Annotated in this window: 15 protein-coding genes; 12 read left to right on the forward strand and 3 right to left on the reverse strand. The window is 72.2% G+C overall.

Going from position 1 to position 18487, the window contains the following annotated elements; genetic code table 11:
• The 3 genes from AB0C96_RS12760 to AB0C96_RS12770 all read left to right on the forward strand — a co-directional run bounded on the left by AB0C96_RS12760 (window position 1) and on the right by AB0C96_RS12770 (window position 4742).
• The gene (locus tag AB0C96_RS12760) at window positions 1-768 is read left to right on the forward strand and encodes a TetR/AcrR family transcriptional regulator (RefSeq protein ID WP_362916564.1); all 768 of its coding nucleotides are present in this window, start codon (window positions 1-3) and stop codon (window positions 766-768) included.
• 315 nt (window positions 769-1083) lie between these two features.
• A complete protein-coding gene (gene uvrA / locus AB0C96_RS12765; RefSeq protein ID WP_362916566.1) occupies window positions 1084-4083 on the forward strand; it encodes an excinuclease ABC subunit UvrA in 3000 nt (999 codons plus the stop codon).
• Window positions 4084-4226: 143 nt separating this feature from the next.
• Complete coding sequence (locus tag AB0C96_RS12770) at window positions 4227-4742, forward strand: hypothetical protein (protein WP_362916568.1); 516 nt, start codon at window positions 4227-4229, stop codon at window positions 4740-4742.
• Between the two features lie 109 nt (window positions 4743-4851).
• On the opposite strand, the gene AB0C96_RS12775 is transcribed toward AB0C96_RS12770, so the two are convergent.
• Together AB0C96_RS12775 and AB0C96_RS12780 are read right to left on the reverse strand one after the other, a co-directional pair.
• Window positions 4852-5928, reverse strand: a complete 1077-nt coding sequence (locus AB0C96_RS12775) for a carbohydrate kinase (protein WP_362916570.1) — start codon at window positions 5926-5928, stop codon at window positions 4852-4854.
• Window positions 5925-6971: a LacI family DNA-binding transcriptional regulator gene (locus AB0C96_RS12780; RefSeq protein ID WP_362916572.1), complete on the reverse strand. Its 1047-nt coding sequence runs from the start codon at window positions 6969-6971 to the stop codon at window positions 5925-5927. Before AB0C96_RS12780 ends, AB0C96_RS12775 begins: the two co-directional genes overlap by 4 nt.
• Window positions 6972-7340: 369 nt before the next feature.
• Between AB0C96_RS12780 and AB0C96_RS12785 the strand changes: the two genes are divergently transcribed.
• Window positions 7341-7751 carry a Rieske (2Fe-2S) protein gene (locus AB0C96_RS12785; protein ID WP_362916574.1) on the forward strand — a complete coding sequence of 137 codons (411 nt, stop codon included), beginning with the start codon at window positions 7341-7343 and terminating at the stop codon, window positions 7749-7751.
• 102 nt (window positions 7752-7853) lie between these two features.
• On the opposite strand, the gene AB0C96_RS12790 is transcribed toward AB0C96_RS12785, so the two are convergent.
• Complete coding sequence (locus tag AB0C96_RS12790) at window positions 7854-8792, reverse strand: hypothetical protein (protein WP_362916576.1); 939 nt, start codon at window positions 8790-8792, stop codon at window positions 7854-7856.
• A 240-nt stretch (window positions 8793-9032) separates the two neighbouring features.
• Between AB0C96_RS12790 and AB0C96_RS12795 the strand changes: the two genes are divergently transcribed.
• From AB0C96_RS12795 to AB0C96_RS12830, 8 genes are all read left to right on the forward strand, one after another.
• Window positions 9033-9680 carry a papain-like cysteine protease family protein gene (locus AB0C96_RS12795; RefSeq protein WP_362916578.1) on the forward strand — a complete coding sequence of 216 codons (648 nt, stop codon included), beginning with the start codon at window positions 9033-9035 and terminating at the stop codon, window positions 9678-9680.
• Window positions 9681-9684: 4 nt separating this feature from the next.
• The gene (locus AB0C96_RS12800) at window positions 9685-10629 is read left to right on the forward strand and encodes a hypothetical protein (protein ID WP_362916580.1); all 945 of its coding nucleotides are present in this window, start codon (window positions 9685-9687) and stop codon (window positions 10627-10629) included.
• A 239-nt stretch (window positions 10630-10868) separates the two neighbouring features.
• Window positions 10869-12926 carry an excinuclease ABC subunit UvrC gene (uvrC, locus tag AB0C96_RS12805; RefSeq protein ID WP_362916581.1) on the forward strand — a complete coding sequence of 686 codons (2058 nt, stop codon included), beginning with the start codon at window positions 10869-10871 and terminating at the stop codon, window positions 12924-12926.
• Entirely contained in the window at window positions 12923-13876 is a 954-nt protein-coding gene (gene rapZ, locus AB0C96_RS12810) for an RNase adapter RapZ (RefSeq protein WP_362916583.1), read from the forward strand. The genes uvrC and rapZ overlap by 4 nt, the downstream gene beginning before the upstream one ends.
• Window positions 13873-14934 (forward strand): uridine diphosphate-N-acetylglucosamine-binding protein YvcK, encoded by a 1062-nt coding sequence (gene yvcK, locus AB0C96_RS12815; RefSeq protein ID WP_362916585.1) that lies wholly within the window; start codon window positions 13873-13875, stop codon window positions 14932-14934. The genes rapZ and yvcK overlap by 4 nt, the downstream gene beginning before the upstream one ends.
• Entirely contained in the window at window positions 14925-15914 is a 990-nt protein-coding gene (gene whiA, locus AB0C96_RS12820) for a DNA-binding protein WhiA (RefSeq protein WP_362916587.1), read from the forward strand. Before yvcK ends, whiA begins: the two co-directional genes overlap by 10 nt.
• Before the next feature lie 245 nt (window positions 15915-16159).
• Complete coding sequence (gap, locus tag AB0C96_RS12825) at window positions 16160-17164, forward strand: type I glyceraldehyde-3-phosphate dehydrogenase (protein ID WP_362916589.1); 1005 nt, start codon at window positions 16160-16162, stop codon at window positions 17162-17164.
• 115 nt (window positions 17165-17279) lie between these two features.
• The gene (locus AB0C96_RS12830) at window positions 17280-18482 is read left to right on the forward strand and encodes a phosphoglycerate kinase (RefSeq protein ID WP_362916591.1); all 1203 of its coding nucleotides are present in this window, start codon (window positions 17280-17282) and stop codon (window positions 18480-18482) included.
• Window positions 18483-18487 lie beyond the last annotated feature (5 nt).

Below are 18487 nucleotides of genomic sequence, written 5' to 3' on the forward strand. Positions count from 1 at the left end.
ATGGCGGATGAGCGGCGGCGCGACGGCGCCGAGGGGACCGGTGACGGGCGGGTCGGCGGCCGATGGGCGGAGACCGGCTTCGGCGAGGAGGACGGGCGGCTGTCGCTGCGCGAGCGCAAGAAGCTGCGCACCCGGCAGCGGATCTCCGGCGAGGCCACCCTGCTGTTCATCGAGCGCGGCTTCGACAACGTCACCGTCGCCGAGGTGGCGCGGGCCGCCGAAGTCTCCACGATGACCGTCTTCAACTACTTCCCGCGCAAGGAGGACCTCTTCCTCGACCGGATCCCGGAGGGGCGCGAACTGCTCACCCGCGCCGTCCGGGAGCGCGCCGCGGGCGAGTCGCCGCTGACCGCGCTGCGCCGGCTCACCCTCGACCTGCTGGCGCAGCGGCACCCCCTGGCCGGGGTGGGGGAGGGGTTCGCGCACTTCTGGCGCACGGTGCTGGACTCGCCGGCGCTGCGGGCGCGGGGACGCGAGGCGGTCGAGGAGCTGGAGGACGTCCTCGCCGGGCTCCTCGTCGAGGCTGCCGACGGGGACGAGGGCGGGGACAGGGGCAGGGGTGGGGATGGGGGCGTCGGGGGTGGGCGGCCCGACCAGCGCGCCCGGCTGGCCGCGGCGCTGATCGTCGCGGGGATCCGGGCCGCGTACGCGCACGCCGCGGTCCGGCAGCTCGCGGGTGACCCGGTGGACGAGGTCGCCGTTGAGCAGGTGGAGGTGCTGCGGAGCACGTTCGACGCGCTGGAGCGAGCGCTGCCGGGTTCCGGCTGAGCCGGCCGGGGTGGGGCGCCCGCCGGGTTGCGTGCCGGCCCCTTCCGCGCGGGGCGGCGTTTGCGCAGCGTACGGGCGTGGGGCGGGGCGGGAAGGTTGTGGCGCCGCCACACGTTTGGGTGAAGAGGGCTGACGGGCCCCGTAAATCGAATGCGCGTGCTATAGGCTCGTGTGTGGCATCCCAAAGACAGTGCCGCGGCGGGCCCCATACCCTGGGGCGGGGGCTCCGCTCCGCTCCGCCGCCTCTGCTCACTCATCGAGCGGCGGACGCAGAGCCGCGGCTCCCGCCCCTCTCCAAGAAAGGTGCCGACCGGCGTGGCCGACCGTCTCATCGTCCGTGGCGCTCGCGAGCACAACCTCAAGAACGTCTCGCTCGACCTCCCCCGCGACTCCCTGATCGTCTTCACGGGCCTCTCCGGGTCGGGCAAGTCCTCGCTCGCCTTCGACACGATCTTCGCCGAGGGGCAGCGGCGCTATGTCGAGTCGCTCTCCTCCTACGCCCGGCAGTTCCTCGGGCAGATGGACAAGCCCGATGTGGACTTCATCGAGGGCCTGTCCCCCGCGGTCTCGATCGACCAGAAGTCGACCTCGCGCAACCCGCGCTCGACGGTCGGCACGATCACCGAGGTCTACGACTACCTCCGCCTGCTCTTCGCCCGCATCGGCAAGCCGCACTGCCCCGAGTGCGCGCGGCCGATCGCCCGGCAGTCGCCGCAGGCCATCGTCGACAAGGTGCTGGAGCTCCCGGAGGGCAGCCGCTTCCAGGTGCTCTCCCCCCTGGTGCGCGAGCGCAAGGGCGAGTTCGTCGATCTCTTCGCCGACCTCCAGACCAAGGGCTACAGCCGGGCGAGAGTCGACGGGGAGACGATCCACCTCGCCGAGCCGCCCAAGCTGAAGAAGCAGGAGAAGCACACGATCGAGGTGGTCGTCGACCGCCTCACGGTCAAGGACAGCGCCAAGCGCCGCCTGACCGACTCGGTCGAGACCGCCCTCGGGCTCTCCGGCGGCATGGTCATCCTCGACTTCGTCGACCTGGAGCCGGACGACCCGCAGCGCGAGCGGATGTACTCGGAGCATCTGTACTGCGCCTACGACGACCTGTCCTTCGAGGAGCTGGAGCCCCGCTCCTTCTCCTTCAACTCGCCCTTCGGCGCCTGCCCGGACTGCACCGGCATCGGCACGCGGATGGAGGTCGACGCCGAGCTGATCATCCCCGACGAGGACCGCTCGCTCGACGAGGGCGCCATCCACCCCTGGTCCGGCGGCCACACCAAGGACTACTTCGGCCGCCTGGTCGGCGCGCTGGCGGACGCCCTCGGATTCCGTACGGACATCCCCTGGGCCGGGCTGCCGGCCCGCGCCAAGAAGGCGCTGCTGTACGGCCACAAGACCCAGATCGAGGTGCGCTACCGCAACCGGTACGGCCGCCAGCGGGCCTACACCACGCCCTTCGAGGGCGCCGTGCCGTTCGTCAAGCGGCGGCACTCCGAAGCCGAGAGCGACAGCAGTCGCGAGCGCTTCGAGGGCTATATGCGCGAGGTGCCCTGCCCCACGTGTGAGGGCACCCGGCTCAAGCCCATCGTGCTCGCCGTCACGATCCAGGGGAAGTCGATCGCCGAGGTCGCGGCCCTGTCGATCAGCGACTGCGCCGACTTCCTGCGGGACATGAAGCTCGACGCCCGCGAGAAGAAGATCGCCGAGCGGGTCCTCAAGGAGGTCAACGAGCGGCTGAAGTTCCTGGTCGACGTCGGCCTGGACTACCTCTCGCTGAACCGCGCGGCCGGCACCCTCTCCGGCGGTGAGGCCCAGCGCATCCGCCTCGCCACCCAGATCGGTTCGGGTCTGGTCGGCGTGCTCTACGTCCTCGACGAGCCGTCGATCGGTCTGCACCAGCGCGACAACCACCGGTTGATCGAAACCCTGGTGCGGCTGCGGGACATGGGCAACACCCTGATCGTGGTGGAGCACGACGAGGACACCATCAAGGTCGCGGACTGGGTCGTGGACATCGGCCCGGGCGCCGGTGAGCACGGCGGCAAGGTCGTGCACAGCGGCCCGATGAAGCAGCTGCTGGCCAACAAGGAGTCGATCACCGGCCAGTACCTGTCCGGCAAGAAGGCCATCGCGACACCGGACATCCGACGGCCCGCCGACCCCAAGCGGCAGCTGACGGTCCACGGCGCGAAGGAGAACAACCTCCGCGACATCGACGTCTCGTTCCCGCTCGGGGTGTTCTCCGCCGTCACCGGCGTCTCCGGCTCCGGCAAGTCGACGCTGGTCAACGACATCCTCTACACCCACCTGGCGCGCGAGCTGAACGGCGCCAAGTCGGTGCCGGGCCGGCACACCCGGGTCGCGGGCGACGACCTGGTGGACAAGGTCGTGCATGTCGACCAGTCGCCCATCGGCCGCACCCCGCGCTCCAACCCGGCCACGTACACCGGTGTCTTCGACCACGTCCGCAAGCTCTTCGCGGAGACGATGGAGGCCAAGGTCCGCGGCTATCTGCCGGGACGCTTCTCGTTCAACGTCAAGGGCGGCCGCTGCGAGAACTGCTCCGGCGACGGCACGATCAAGATCGAGATGAACTTCCTGCCGGACGTGTACGTCCCGTGCGAGGTCTGCCACGGTGCGCGCTACAACCGCGAGACGCTGGAGGTCCACTACAAGGGCAAGTCCATCGCCGAGGTGCTGGACATGCCCATCGAGGAGGCGCTGAGCTTCTTCGAGGCGGTGCCGACCATCGCCCGGCACCTCAAGACGCTCAACGAGGTCGGTCTCGGCTACGTCCGCCTGGGACAGTCCGCGCCGACGCTCTCCGGCGGTGAGGCGCAGCGCGTCAAGCTCGCCAGCGAGCTCCAGAAGCGTTCGACGGGCAGCACGGTCTACGTCCTCGACGAGCCGACCACCGGTCTGCACTTCGACGACATCAGCAAGCTGATCAAGGTGCTGTCCGGGCTGGTCGACAAGGGCAACACGGTGATCGTCATCGAGCACAACCTCGATGTGATCAAGACGGCGGACTGGATCATCGACATGGGCCCCGAGGGCGGCAACGGCGGCGGACTGGTCGTCGCCGAGGGCACGCCCGAGGAGATCGCGTCGATCCCGGCCAGCCACACCGGCAAGTTCCTCCGGGAGATCCTCGGCGACCGGGTCAGTGACGCCGCGACGGTGGCGGGCTCGGCGGGGAACCCGGGACCGGCGGCGAACCCGGGGACGAAGAAGCCGGCCGCCAAGAAGGCCGCGGCCAAGAAGACCGTCGCGAAGAAGACCGCGGCCAAGAAGACGACGTCGCGGACCCGCACGTCCTGAAGGCCGAACGGCCCGCCGTCAGCGGGCCGTTCGACCAGCGCCGTCACCGGCCCCCGTCCGCGGAGGGGGTCGGTGCCCGGCCCGTCGCCGGCACGGAAGGACGGCGGACCGGAGCGCCTCGGATGCGGGGGAGAGGGAGCTCGGTGCGCAGCAGTGGTCGCGGCCGGAGGCACGGCGCGCTGCCGCGTGCCCGCTCCGGGCGACGGATACGGGTGCCGGGCGGCGGGGCGAGGCCACGTCGGGGCCGGCGGCCGGCACCGCCCACCCTCCCGGAGCTGGCCGGCCGTACGGTCCTGATCGCCGGCCTGTTCCCGGCCTCGGTACCCGACCCCGCCACGGTGATGGCGGCGCTGGCCGCCGAGCTGGCGGCGCGGGGCGCGGTGGTCGCCGGCAGCCACGTACAGCGCCGCGGTGTCTCCCGCGGTGGCGTACGGGCGATGAGCCGTCCCCTCTCGGCCACCACGGTCCTGGGGTCCGGCAAGCTCCGCGCCCTCGCCGCCGAGCGCGCCGCGACGGAGGCCGCCGCGGTGATCTTCAGCAATCGGTTGACGGGCCGTCAGAGGGTCCATCTCGCCGCGGCCCTCGGCTGCCCGGTCCTGGACCGTACCGACCTGATGCCCCGATCGGCCCCCGCGGCCCCGGACGCCGACGGAGCCTGACGACCCCGGCCCCGCGCATCCAGCGCGCGCCGGCCGCCCCCAGCCCTCCGTACACTCCGCACCCGGCGCGGGCTGGGTGCGCCGCGTCGGCGCCGTATTGACCGCCCGGTTACGCCGCCAGCTCCGCGGCGAACGGCGGCTCCGCGCCCGCCCGCGAGCAGGTGATGGCGGCCGCACGGGCGGCGAAGCCCAGGATGTCCTGCCAGTCGCCCTCGCCGAGGGCGGCGAGGCCGGCGCGGGAGAGGGCGCCATGGGCGTCCAGACGGTGCAGCAGCGCCGCATTGACGGTGTCGCCGGCGCCGATCGTGTCGACCACCGTGACCCGCTCGCCGGGGACGGTCCGCGCGGCGCCGTCCGGCGTCAGTACCGTCAGCCCGTCCCCGCCCCGGGTGATCACGATCGCCGCGGGTCCCGCGCCCAGCCACTCCCGGGCGGCCGCAGTCACCGTCTCCCAGTCCCCGCCCTCCCCCAAGGGCCTTCCGCGCTCCCCGAGGTCCGGCTCCGACCGGCCGGCCGGACCCCCATCGGGCCGGGCCGGCGGAACCGGCCCGTTGCCCGATCCCGCCAGCCACAGCGCGTCCTCCTCCGACAGCTTCAGCAGCGTGACGTCGGGCAGCCAGGAGCGGAAACGGGACCGGTAGGCGTCCGGGTCGGAGATCAGGCCGGGCCGGATGTTGGGGTCCAGCGCGGTGAGGACACCGCGTGCGGCGGTGCGCCGCAGCAGCGCCTCGTACGCGCTCGCGCCCGGCTCCAGTACGAGCGAGCAGGTGCCCAGCGACAGCGCCCGGACCGCGTCGGGCAGCGCCGGCGGCAGGGTGAAGAGCCGGTCCGCGGTGCCGTCGGCGTAGAAGCCGTAGCCCGCCGAGCCGTCCGGGCTGATGTCCGCCACCGCAAGGGTGGTCGGCTCACCGCCGCGCTGCACCAGCGAGGTGTCCACCCCGGCGCCGTGCAGTCCGCGCAGCAGCGCCTCGCCGAAGGCGTCGGTGGAGATGCGCGAGCAGAACGCGGTGGGCGAACCCAGCCGTCCCAGCGCGACCGCGGTGTTGTAGGGCCCGCCGCCGCGCCGCGGCAGCAGCGGCGGCAACTCCCCGTCCAGGGAGCGGTGGTCCGGGGAACGGCGGTCCGGGGAAGGGGCCTGTGGGCTGGGGACGAGGTCGATCAACGCCTCGCCGGCGACGACGATCACGGGGTGCGGTTCCTTTCCGGGGCGGCCGGGGGAGTGGCCGGGGCGGGTGCGGCACAGCCGCAGGAGGTGCGGTGCACGAAGGTGCAGGGGAGGCGGAGCGTGCGCGGCGGCCGGTCCGGTGCCTCCAGGCGCTCCAGCAGCAGCCGGACCGCCGCGGCCCCGATGTCCTTGCTCGGCTGGGCGATCGCGGTCAGCCGGGGGGTGAAGAGGTCGGCCCAGGAGAAGTCGTCGAAGCAGGCCAGCGCGATGTCCCGGGGCACCTCCAGGCCCAGTTCGCTGAGCGCCCGGAGCGCACCGATCGTCATCGCGTTGTTGGCGGTGATCAGTGCGGTGGGCGGTTCCGGCGCGGCGAGCAGCCGGCGGGTGGCGTCCTGCGCGCCCTCCGCCTCGGAGTTGCCGCCGGCGAGGAGCTCGGGCGCGAACGGCAGTCCGCGGGCGCGCAGCCCCTCGCGGTAGCCCTGGACCCGCTCGGTCGTCGTGCTGAGGCCGGGCAGGCCGGCCACCAGCCCGATCCGGGTGTGCCCCAGGTCGGCCAGGTGCTCCACCAGGTGGCGCACCGGGCCGGTGCTCTCGGCGCACACCTGGTCGTGCTCGTCGCCCACCAACCGGTCCAGGAAGACCGCCGGCACCGCGCGCCGGGCCAGATACCCGACCATCTCCGCGGGCTCCGCGGACGGCGCGACGATCATTCCGTCCACCCGCCGCTCGTGCAGCAGTCGGACGACCGTGCGCTCGTGCCGCGGATCGTCGTGCGGATCGGCGATCAGCAGGCTGTAGCCGGCCTGGAGCGCCCCGGCCTCGACGCCCTGGAGGATCTCGGTGAAGTACGGGTTGCTGATCGCGGACACCGCCAGGCCGATCGAGCGGGTGCGGGAGGTGACCAGCGAGCGGGCCAGGGTGTTGTGGGTGTAGCCGAGCTCCTCGATGGCACCGAGCACCGCGGCCCGGGTGTCCGGGCGCACCGGCCGGGTGTCGTTCAGCACGTGCGAGACCGTGGCGACGGAGACCCCCGCCCGCCGTGCCACGTCCGTCATCGTCGTCATCCCGCTCCTCCTCCCCGCGTATCGGGCGCCACGCCGGCGCCCACGGGCCGCTCCCGGCACGGCCCCGTCCCGCGAGTTCAACACCCTACGAGTATCGACCCGCAAACGTAAACGCTTGCGTAAGCGTTTACGCGCACGCTTCGCCGGTACCACCCTGCCGGCCTTCCCCTTCGTCCACCGGCTGCTGCCGGAGACCAACCGGAGGCCAACCGGAGACCGAAGGGCCCAGCCTGGAGGAGGTCGAAGCGGACCTGCTGAGGGACGCGGCGGACCGCTGCGTCGGCGCGCACACCGCCCCGGTATCGTCGGGCGTCGGCGCCGCCCACTGATCAGGAGTCCGGCGCCGCCCCACTGATCAGGAGTTGCGACATGAGTGCGTCCCCCGACCGTCGGACCGTGCTGCGCGGGGCCGCGCTCGCGGGCGCCGTGTGCTTCGGCGCCGCCGCCTGCGCCTCGGGGGAGCAGTCGAGCAACCGGCCGTCCTCGGACGCGCCGGTCGAGCTGGGCCCGGCCGCGGAGGTGCCGGTCGGCGGCGCCAAGCTCTACGGCGCCCAGCGGCTGCTGGTCTCACAGCCCACCAAGGGCGCGTTCAAGTGCTTCAGCATCGTGTGCACGCACATGGGCGCGATCCTGAACAAGATCGAGAAGGGGCAGGGCGTCTGCCCGCTGCACGGCAGCCGCTTCGAGGCGACCACGGGCAAGGTCGCCCAGGGCCCGGCGACCCGCCCACTGGAAGAGGTCCCGGTCAAGGTCAAGAACGGCACGCTGGTGGCGGGCTGAACCGGCCCCGCACGACCACCGCCACCGCCAGCCCCGGCCGGTGCCGCGTCATCCCCAGTCCCACCCCATGCCGAACTATCCCCAGTCCCACCCCGTGCCGCCTTATCCCCAATCCCACCCGACGCCGAGTATTCCGGGCCGTACCCCCTGCTCCACCAGGTGGACGGAGTGGTGCCGGCCGCTCAGCGTCAGCTCCTGCTGGGCGCTGCGCGGGGCGCCCGCGGAGACCTGGGCAAAGCGGCGGCAGCGCACCGGCAACGCGGCCCCGTCGAAGCGCACCTGAAGGACGTACTGGCCGCCGGCGAAGCTGAAACCGCGCAGATACTCGACGCTCGGGCCGCCGCTGCCGTCCTCGAAGGCGTAGCCGAAGACATGGGTGTCACCGGCTCGCAGCCGGGTGTCGAAGAGCAGCTCGGCGACCACCACCCCGGCCTCCGCGTTCCCCCGCACCCGGCCCAGCCGGCAGTTCTCCCCGGTCCGCACCCGCACCCGGGACGGCTCGCAGCCCGTCTCGCCCCGATGGATGGCGACGTAGCGGTCCACACCGTCCCGGTGCGCCCGCACCACCTGGAGCGACTCCCGTTCGACCAGCTGGCGCTCGGGTCCGATCCGCACCCACTCGTGGTGCCCCACGGTGTGCAGCCCGCCGTCCGCAGGGGTCTCCAGCTCGGCGAAGAGCCGCTGCAACGCGTCGGCGGGCGCCACCAGCGAGCGGTACGAGCGGGTGGCCGGCCGCTCGAACTCCGGGCGGGCGCCGCCCTCCGGGACCAGCAGCCGGTGCAGGGAGTGCGCCGGCAGGTCCAGGACCTCCTCCAGGGCACGCACCGCCCGCAGCGACTCGGGGCGCTGCGGCCGCCGGGCGCCCTGCTGCCAGTAGCTGAGGCTGGTCACCCCGATGGTGATGCCGCGCTGGGCGAGTTTGTGCTGGACGCGAGTGAGGGCGAGCCCCCGGGCGGTGAGCGCGGAGCGCAGTGCGAGATGGAACGGTCCGGTCCGCAGCAGTTGTGTCAGCTCGGCCGACTGGGGAGCGTTCTGTGCCATTGCCTCAATCCTCCGGCGCGCGGGTGAACGTTCACAACCGGATCGCGCGCCGCGTGCTCTTCCTGCCTGTTCACTGCAGTACGCCGGGCACCGGCCGTTCACATCCGGGCCCGTTCGTCCACACCCCCATGTCCTTCCGCATTCAAGCGTGTTGACCTGCCTGCGACAACACCCGATGCTCCTTCGCAAGCATCCGGATGCGCTCCTCTCTCCCCCTCACCCCCCATCGGGAGGAACGCCATGACCCGTGCGCCCCTCGCGCGCAGTTCCCGCCGCAGATGGCTGTCGGCCGCGGCACTCACCGCCGTCGCACTGACCACGCTCCCCGGGACGAACGCCGCCGCGGCCACCCCCCACGCCCGCCCGGCGACCGCCGTCACCACCGTGGACACCGCGGCCGCACCGCTCGCCGCCAACCGCCTCGACATCACCATGCAGGCCCAGGAGCAGACCAACTGGTGCTGGGCCGCCTCCGGGAACACCATCGCGTCCTGGTACGGCAGGACGTACAGCCAGAACCAGTTCTGCAACGCCGCGTTCAACCGCACACAGGGAAGCTCCTGCCCCAACAACCAGGCCACCCTGGCCGATGTGCAGAACGCGTTCGACTGGATGGGCATCAACTCCGGCTCCTATGTGTCGGGCTGGCTCCGCTACGGCACCGTCCAGAACGAGATCAACGCCAACCGCCCCGTCGAGACCCGCATCCAGTGGTCTTCGGGCGGCGGCCACATGCACGTCGTCTACGGCTACGACGCCGACCGCGGCTGGCTCTACTGGGGCGACCCCTGGGGCAGCAACAACCGCTACAACTGGGGGGACTTCGACTACTACGTGGACGGCAGCTCCTTCTCCTGGACGCACTCCCTCTACCGGATAGGGGCCTGACGCCATGACGAAGCGCACCACCGCGCGCACCGCAACCGCCCTGCGCGCCGTCGCCGCCGGAGCGGTCGCCACCGCCGTCGTCGGGCTCGCCCCGCAGGTCGCGTCCGCCGCACCCGTACCCGCGCCGCAGGCACCGGCCCGGGCGAGCGTCGCCGCCGCCCGCGAGGCGGCCACCGCCCCCGCGACCCTGGAGACCCTCGCCCGCTTCTTCGCCGCCGACCGCAAGCGCAGCGGCGCCCGCGCCCTCGCCCCGGGCGCCTCCCAGGCCGCCCCGCACATCGAGGGCGGCACCGTCCCCGTCTACGCCCTGTCCCCGGACTTCGTCCGCGGCAAGGCCGACGCCCCGGTCGCCCGGCTGGAGTTCCTCGCCAGCAAGGCCGTCGCCCCCGACGGCCGCACCGCCTCCGTGTGGACCGCGCGGCAGGCCGGCGCCTGGAAGGTCGTCAACATCGCCAGTGGGGACGACGAGATCCGCTACACCGCGGCCGGGACCGACCGGGACGCCGCCGGCACGGTCTTCCACGAGCCGCAGATCGACGCCTGGTACCTCCAGCGGGGTGACCGCATCGAGCCGCTGAACGCCACCGCCCGCACGGCGGTCGGCGCGCACGGCACCACCCTCGCCGCGTACCGGCAGCGGGTGACGAAGGCGTACCGGGACAAGCTCCCCGGCTCGGCGTACGACAAGCGCGGCGAGGCGGGCGGCTACGGGCCGGCGGACGGTTCCGCGGCGGCGGGGCCGGCCGAGGGGCCTGCCGCCGCCCACGGGCCCGCCGGCAAGCCGTCCGCCGGCCGGGCGGAGGCCGCCCGGCAGCCCGTCGCGGCCGGTGCGGTCGCGGCCGACGGCCTCCCGGTGATCGCCGCCACCACCGTGGCGGGCGCGGCCGCCCTGCTGGCCCTGGGGCTGTCGGCCACGGCGGCGCTGCGCAGGCGGCACAGCGGCCGCTGAGCCGGTGCGCCGGTGAGCCAGCGCGCCCGGCGGGGCCGTGCGGCCCCGCCGGGTGGCGGGCACCGAGGTGGCCCCCACGCCCCCTCCCCCCTCGGGGAGGGGGCGTGACGCCCGCGTCCCCGCCCCACCCCCCCCGCCGGCCCGTGCCGGAGCCCCCCCACCGCCCGTAACCGCCCCGGCCCGGAACGGAAGCGGTCCGGAAACCGTGATTGTCGGTGGCGGTCAGTAGGGTGGTGTTCATGGCAGACCCCAGCAGCTATCGACCCAAGCCGGGACAGATCCCCGACTCGCCGGGGGTCTATAAGTTCCGCGACGAGCACGGCCGCGTCATCTACGTCGGCAAGGCCAAGAGCCTGCGCCAGCGCCTGGCCAACTACTTCCAGGACCTGGCGGCCCTCCACCCGCGTACGCGGACGATGGTGACCACCGCCGCCTCCGTGGAGTGGACCGTGGTCTCCACCGAGGTCGAGGCGCTCCAGCTGGAGTACAGCTGGATCAAGGAGTTCGACCCCCGCTTCAACGTCAAGTACCGCGACGACAAGAGCTATCCGTACCTCGCGGTGACCCTCAACGAGGAGTTCCCGCGCGTCCAGGTCATGCGCGGCGCCAAGAAGAAGGGCGTGCGCTACTTCGGTCCGTACGCCCACGCCTGGGCCATCCGCGAGACCGTCGACCTGATGCTCCGTGTCTTCCCGGTGCGGACGTGCTCCGCCGGTGTCTTCAAGCGCTCCGCCCAGATCGGCCGCCCCTGTCTGCTGGGCTACATCGGCAAGTGCGCGGCCCCCTGCGTCGGCCGGATCTCCGCCGACGAGCACCGTGAACTGGCCGAGGAGTTCTGCGACTTCATGGCCGGCCGCACCGGTGCGTACATCCGCCGCCTGGAGCGGCAGATGCAGGACGCCGCCGAGGAGATGGAGTACGAGCGCGCCGCCCGGCTGCGCGACGACATAGGCGCGCTCAAGCGGGCCATGGAGAAGAACGCCGTGGTGCTCGCGGACGCCACCGACGCCGACCTGATCGCCGTCGCCGAGGACGAACTGGAGGCCGCGGTCCAGATCTTCCACGTCCGTGGCGGCCGGGTGCGCGGCCAGCGCGGCTGGGTCACCGACAAGGTCGAGGCGGTCACCACCGGCGACCTCGTCGAACACGCCCTTCAGCAGCTGTACGGCGAGGAGCAGGGCGACGCGGTTCCCAAGGAGGTCCTGGTCCCGGCGCTCCCCGAGCCGGTCGAACCGATCGCCCAGTGGCTCACCCAGCGCCGCGGCTCCCAGGTCTCGCTGCGCATCCCGCAGCGCGGTGACAAGAAGGACCTGATGGCCACCGTCGGCCGCAACGCCCAGCAGGCGCTGGCCCTGCACAAGACCAAGCGCGCCTCCGACCTGACCACCCGCTCCCGGGCCCTCGAAGAGATCGCCGAGGCCCTCGGCCTGGACTCGGTGCCGCTGCGCATCGAGTGCTTCGACATCTCCCACCTCCAGGGCGAGGACGTGGTCGCCTCGATGGTGGTGTTCGAGGACGGTCTCGCCCGGAAGAGCGAATACCGCCGCTTCCAGATCAAGGGCTTCGCGGGGCAGGACGATGTCCGGTCCATGCACGAGGTCATCGGTCGCCGCTTCAAGCGCTACCTCCAGGAGAAGCAGAAGTCCGGCGAGTGGACCGAGGAGCCGGCCGAGGGCCTCCCGGCGGCAGAGGCGGACGGGGACGGCGCGGATCCGGCCGCCGGCCGCCCCGTCGACGACGACGGCCGCCCCAAGCGCTTCGCCTACCCGCCCCAGCTCGTGGTGGTCGACGGCGGCGCCCCGCAGGTCGCGGCGGCCCGGCGGGCCCTGGACGAGCTCGGCATCGACGACGTCGCGGTCTGCGGCCTGGCCAAGCGCCTCGAAGAGGTCTGGCTGCCCGCGGACGACGACCCGGTGGTGCTGCCGCGCAGCAGCGAGGGCCTCTACCTCCTCCAGCGGGTCCGTGACGAGGCCCACCGCTTCGCCATCACCTACCAGCGCAGCAAGCGCGGCAAGCGGCTGAAGACCTCGCCGCTCGACACCGTCGAGGGCCTGGGCGACACCCGCCGCCAGGCGCTGCTCAAGCACTTCGGTTCGCTGAAGAAGCTCCGGGCCGCGACGATCGACGAGATCTGCGAGGTCCCGGGCGTCGGCCGGAAGACGGCGGAGACGGTCGTCGCGGCACTGGCCGGGGCGGCACCGTCCGCTCCTGCGGTGAACACCGCCACAGGAGAGATCATTGAGGATGACGGGGTCCCACCGGCCGCGTTGTCGGCAGAACGGGGGCAGGAACGATGAGTACAGAGCACGAGACGCAGGAAACCGAGAGAGACGGTGCACAGGTGAGTACGGGCACGATGCGCGAGTCCGACCAGGGAGAGAGCGCCGCCATCCCCGAGCTGGTGATCATCTCCGGGATGTCCGGCGCCGGCCGCAGCACGGCCGCGAAGTGCCTGGAGGACCTCGGCTGGTTCGTCGTCGACAACATCCCGCCCGAGCTGATCCCGCCGATGGTCGACCTGGGGGCCCGCTCGCAGGGCAACGTCGCCCGGATCGCGGTCGTCGTCGACGTCCGCGGCCGCCGCTTCTTCGCCAACCTCAAGGAGTCCCTGGCGACCCTGGACGCACAGAACGTCAAGCGCCGCATCGTCTTCCTGGAGTCCTCCGACGAGGCCCTGGTGCGCCGCTTCGAGTCGGTGCGCCGCCCGCACCCCCTCCAGGGCGACGGCCGGATCGTCGACGGCATCGCCGCCGAGCGCGATCTGCTGCGCGAACTGCGCGGCGACGCCGACCTGGTCATCGACACCTCCAGCCTCAACGTCCATGAGCTGCGCGCCAAGATGGACGCCCAGTTCGCCGGCGAAGAGGTGCCCGAACTGCGCGCCACGGTCATGTCCTTCGGCTTCAAGTACGGCCTGCCGGTCGACGCCGACATGGTCATCGACTGCCGCTTCATCCCCAACCCGCACTGGGTCCCCGAGCTGCGGCCCTTCACCGGCCTGAACGACGAGGTCTCCGGCTACGTCTTCAGCCAGCCCGGCTCCAAGGAGTTCCTGGACGGCTACGCCGAGCTGCTGCGCATCGTCGCCGAGGGCTACCGCCGCGAGGGCAAGCGCTATGTGACCATCGCCGTCGGCTGTACGGGCGGCAAGCACCGCAGCGTCGCGATGTCCGAGAAGCTGGCCCGCCGCCTGGTCTCCGAAGGGGTGGAAACCGTCGTTGTCCACCGGGACATGGGGCGCGAGTGAGCAGGGGTACACCACGGCTGCGCCGGGTCCGCAGATTCGTCCCCAGCGGCCGTGCGAGCAAGGGCGCCACGCCCAAGGTGGTGGCGCTCGGCGGCGGCATGGGCCTGTCCGCGTCGCTGGCCGCGCTGCGCCGCATCACGGGTGATCTGACGGCCGTCGTCACGGTCGCCGACGACGGCGGATCCAGCGGCCGGCTCCGCGACGAACTGGGCGTGCTGCCGCCCGGCGACCTGCGCAAGGCGCTGGCCGCGCTGTGCGGCGACGACGACTGGGGCCAGACCTGGGCCCGGGTCATCCAGCACCGCTTCCAGAGCGAGGGCGAGCTGCACGACCACGCGGTCGGCAATCTGCTGATCGTCGCCCTGTGGGAGCAGCTGGGCGACCACGTCCAGGCGCTCGACCTGGTCGGCAGGCTGCTCGGCGCGCACGGCCGGGTACTGCCCATGTCGGCGGTGCCCCTGGAGCTCCAGGCCCAGGTCAGGGGCCACGATCCGGAGCGCCCGGACGAGGTCTCCACGGTCCGTGGCCAGGCCACCGTCGCGCTCACCCCCGGTGAGGTGCAGGCCGTCCACGTCGTCCCCGAGGACCCGCCGGCCGTCCCCGAGGCGGTCGCCGCGGTGCGCGACGCCGACTGGGTGGTGCTCGGCCCCGGCTCCTGGTTCTCCTCCGTGATCCCGCACCTGCTGGTGCCGGAGCTGCGCGAGGCGCTGGAGGAGACGAAGGCCCGGAAGGTCCTCTCGCTCAACCTCGCGCCGCAACCCGGCGAAACCGATGGCTTCTCCCCGCAGCGTCATTTGGAGGTTTTGGCCCGACACGCCCCTAAACTCGCCTTCGACGTGGTGCTGGCCGACAGGGCCGCCGTGCTCGACATCGACGGTCTGACGGTTGCCGCCAAGCAGCTCGTCGGCAGCGAGGTCGAGCTGGCGACGGTCGCCGCACAAGGAGACGACGCCCGGTCGAGCGCCGGGGGAGCCCCCGACCGGCACGACCCGGAGCTGCTGGCAGCCGCGTACGACCGTATTTTTCGGATGCATGGAAGGATCGGCCCATGGCGATGACGGCTGCGGTGAAGGATGAGATCTCCCGGCTCCCCGTCACCCGGACCTGCTGCCGGAAGTCGGAGGTCTCGTCGATCCTGCGGTTCGCGGGTGGACTGCACCTGGTCAGCGGACGCATTGTGATCGAGGCGGAGCTGGACACGGGCATCGCCGCCCGCCGGCTGCGCAAGGACATCCTGGAGATCTTCGGCCACAGCTCCGACCTGGTGGTGATGGCCCCCGGCGGGCTGCGGCGCGGCAGCCGCTACGTGGTACGCGTGGTGGCCGGCGGCGACCAGCTGGCCCGCCAGACCGGTCTGGTGGACGGCCGTGGCCGCCCCATCCGCGGTCTGCCGCCGCAGGTGGTCTCCGGTGCGACCTGCGACGCCGAGGCGGCCTGGCGCGGTGCCTTCCTGGCGCACGGCTCGCTCACCGAACCGGGCCGCTCGTCCTCCCTGGAGGTCACCTGCCCCGGCCCCGAAGCGGCGCTCGCCCTGGTCGGGGCCGCCCGCCGGCTGGGCATCGGCGCCAAGGCCCGTGAGGTGCGCGGCGTGGACCGTGTCGTCGTCCGTGACGGTGATGCGATCGGCGCGCTGCTGACGCGGCTCGGCGCCCACGAGTCGGTGCTCGCCTGGGAGGAGCGGCGGATGCGCCGCGAGGTCCGGGCCACCGCCAACCGCCTGGCGAACTTCGACGACGCCAACCTCCGCCGCTCGGCGCGGGCCGCGGTCGCCGCCGGCGCCCGGGTCCAGCGGGCCCTGGAGATCCTCGGCGAGGAGGTCCCCGAGCACCTCGCGGCGGCCGGCCGACTGCGCATGGAGCACAAGCAGGCCTCCCTGGAGGAGTTGGGCGCTCTCGCCGACCCGCCGCTGACCAAGGACGCGGTCGCCGGTCGGATCCGCCGTCTGCTGGCGATGGCCGACAAGCGCGCCCAGGACCTGGGCATCCCCGGCACGGAGTCCAACCTCTCCGAGGAGCTCGCCGAGGGCATGGTCGGCTGACGGCCCCGTGCCCGGTACGCCGTCGGCGTCCCCCTCGCTCCCCGGCGTCACTTCCGCAGCGGTGCCGTCGGGGGAGGCGCGGGCAGGCGGCGAACGAGGCGGCCGAGAGCGCTCGTTTGAGACTACGGAAGCGCTTTTGTCAATGTCACGTACGTCTCGTTCAGGGGGTAGGGTCGGAGGCGGTCGGGGACATCCCATACAGCTCGCCGGTAAGTGCGCCGGCGTACCAACGAGGAGATCGGTTCGTGACGATCCGCGTAGGCATCAACGGATTCGGCCGCATTGGTCGCAACTACTTCCGCGCGCTCCTGGAGCAGGGTGCGGACATCGAGATCGTCGGTGTCAACGACCTGACCGACAACGCCACCCTGGTCCACCTGCTGAAGTACGACACCATTCTGGGTCGCCTCAAGCAGGATGTCAGCCACACCGACGACACCATCACGGTCGGCGACCAGACCTTCAAGACGATGGCCGAGCGCGACCCGGCCAACCTCCCCTGGGGCGAGCTGGGCGCCGACATCGTCATCGAGTCGACCGGTATCTTCACCAAGCGCGAGGACGCCGCGAAGCACCTCGCCGCCGGCGCCAAGAAGGTCCTGATCTCCGCGCCCGCCAAGGGCGAGGACATCACCATCGTGATGGGCGTCAACAACGACAAGTACGACGCGGCCAACCACCACGTCATCTCCAACGCCTCCTGCACCACCAACTGTGTGGCGCCGATGGCGAAGGTGCTCGACGAGAACTTCGGCATCGTCAAGGGCCTGATGACCACGGTCCACGCCTACACCAACGACCAGCGCATCCTGGACTTCCCGCACAGCGACCTGCGCCGCGCCCGCGCCGCCGCGGAGAACATCATCCCGACCTCGACCGGTGCCGCCAAGGCCACCGCCCTGGTCCTCCCGCAGCTCAAGGGCAAGCTGGACGGCATCGCCATGCGCGTGCCGGTCCCCACCGGTTCGGTCACCGACCTGGTCCTGGAGCTCGACCGCGAGGTCAGCAAGGACGAGATCAACGCCGCCTTCCAGAAGGCCGCCGAGGGCCAGCTCAAGGGCATCCTGGAGTACACCGAGGACCCGATCGTCTCCTCGGACATCGTGAACTTCCCGGCCTCCTGCACCTTCGACTCCTCCCTGACGATGGCTCAGGGCAAGCAGGTCAAGGTCGTCGGCTGGTACGACAACGAGTGGGGCTACTCCAACCGCCTGGTGGACCTGACCGCCTTCGTCGGCGGCCAGCTCTGATCTCTGGTTGACACCCGAGGCACCGAGATGTGGGGACGGGGCTCGTACGGCGCGAGGACGCGTCGTACGGGCCCCGTTCCGTGACCGACCGACCCATGTGATGGAGTCACTCCTCATGAAGACGATCGACGACCTCCAGGTAGCCGGTAAGCGGGTCTTCGTCCGCGCCGACCTGAATGTGCCGCTGGACGGCACCACCATCACCGACGACGGCCGGATCCGCGCCGTCGCCCCGACGATCGCCAAGCTCGTGGAGCGCGGCGCCAAGGTGATCGTCGCCTCCCACCTGGGCCGCCCCAAGGGCGCCCCGGACCCGGCGTTCTCGCTGGCCCCGGCGGCCGAGCGGCTGGGCGAACTCCTCGGCCAGGACGTGGCGTTCGCGACCGACACGGTCGGCGAGTCCGCCCGGTCGGTGTCCGCGGGCCTGGCCGACGGCCGGGTGGCCGTCCTGGAGAACCTGCGCTTCAACGCCGGTGAGACCAGCAAGGACGACGCCGAGCGCGGCGCCTTCGCCGACCAGCTGGCCGCCCTGGCCGACCTGTACGTGGGCGACGGCTTCGGCGCCGTGCACCGCAAGCACGCCTCCGTCTACGACCTCCCCAAGCGGCTTCCGCACGCCGCCGGCGACCTGATCGCCACCGAGGTCGGCGTCCTGAAGAAGCTCACCGAGGACGTCAAGCGCCCCTACGTGGTCGTGCTCGGCGGCGCCAAGGTCTCCGACAAGCTCGCCGTCATCGACCAGCTGATCGAGAAGGCCGACCGCATCCTGGTGGGCGGCGGTATGGCGTACACCTTCCTCAAGGCCAAGGGCCACGAGGTGGGCATCTCCCTGCTCCAGGAGGACCAGGTCCCGACCTGCCTGGAGTACCTGGCGCGGGCCGAGAAGCGCGGCGTGGAGTTCGTGCTCCCCGTCGACGTGCTGGTTTCGGCCGAATTCCCGGACCTGAAGACCAAGGCCCCGGCCCACCCCGAGGTCGTCGCCGCGAACGCCATCCCGGCCGACAAGGAAGGGCTGGACATCGGCCCGAAGACCCGCGAGCTCTACGCCGCGAAGCTCGTCGACGCGGCCACCGTCTTCTGGAACGGCCCGATGGGCGTCTTCGAGCACCCCGACTACGCCGGCGGCACCAAGGCCGTTGCGCAGGGCCTGCTGAAGTCGGACGCCTTCACCGTCGTCGGCGGCGGTGACAGTGCCGCCGCGGTCCGGCTGCTGGGCTTCGACGAGAATGCTTTCGGCCACATCTCGACCGGTGGCGGCGCCAGCCTCGAATACCTCGAAGGCAAGACGCTCCCCGGCCTTGCCGCACTGGAGGACTGAACAAC

Origin of the sequence: Streptomyces sp. NPDC048506, from assembly GCF_040651315.1 — a bacterium.
Classification (GTDB): domain Bacteria; phylum Actinomycetota; class Actinomycetes; order Streptomycetales; family Streptomycetaceae; genus Streptomyces.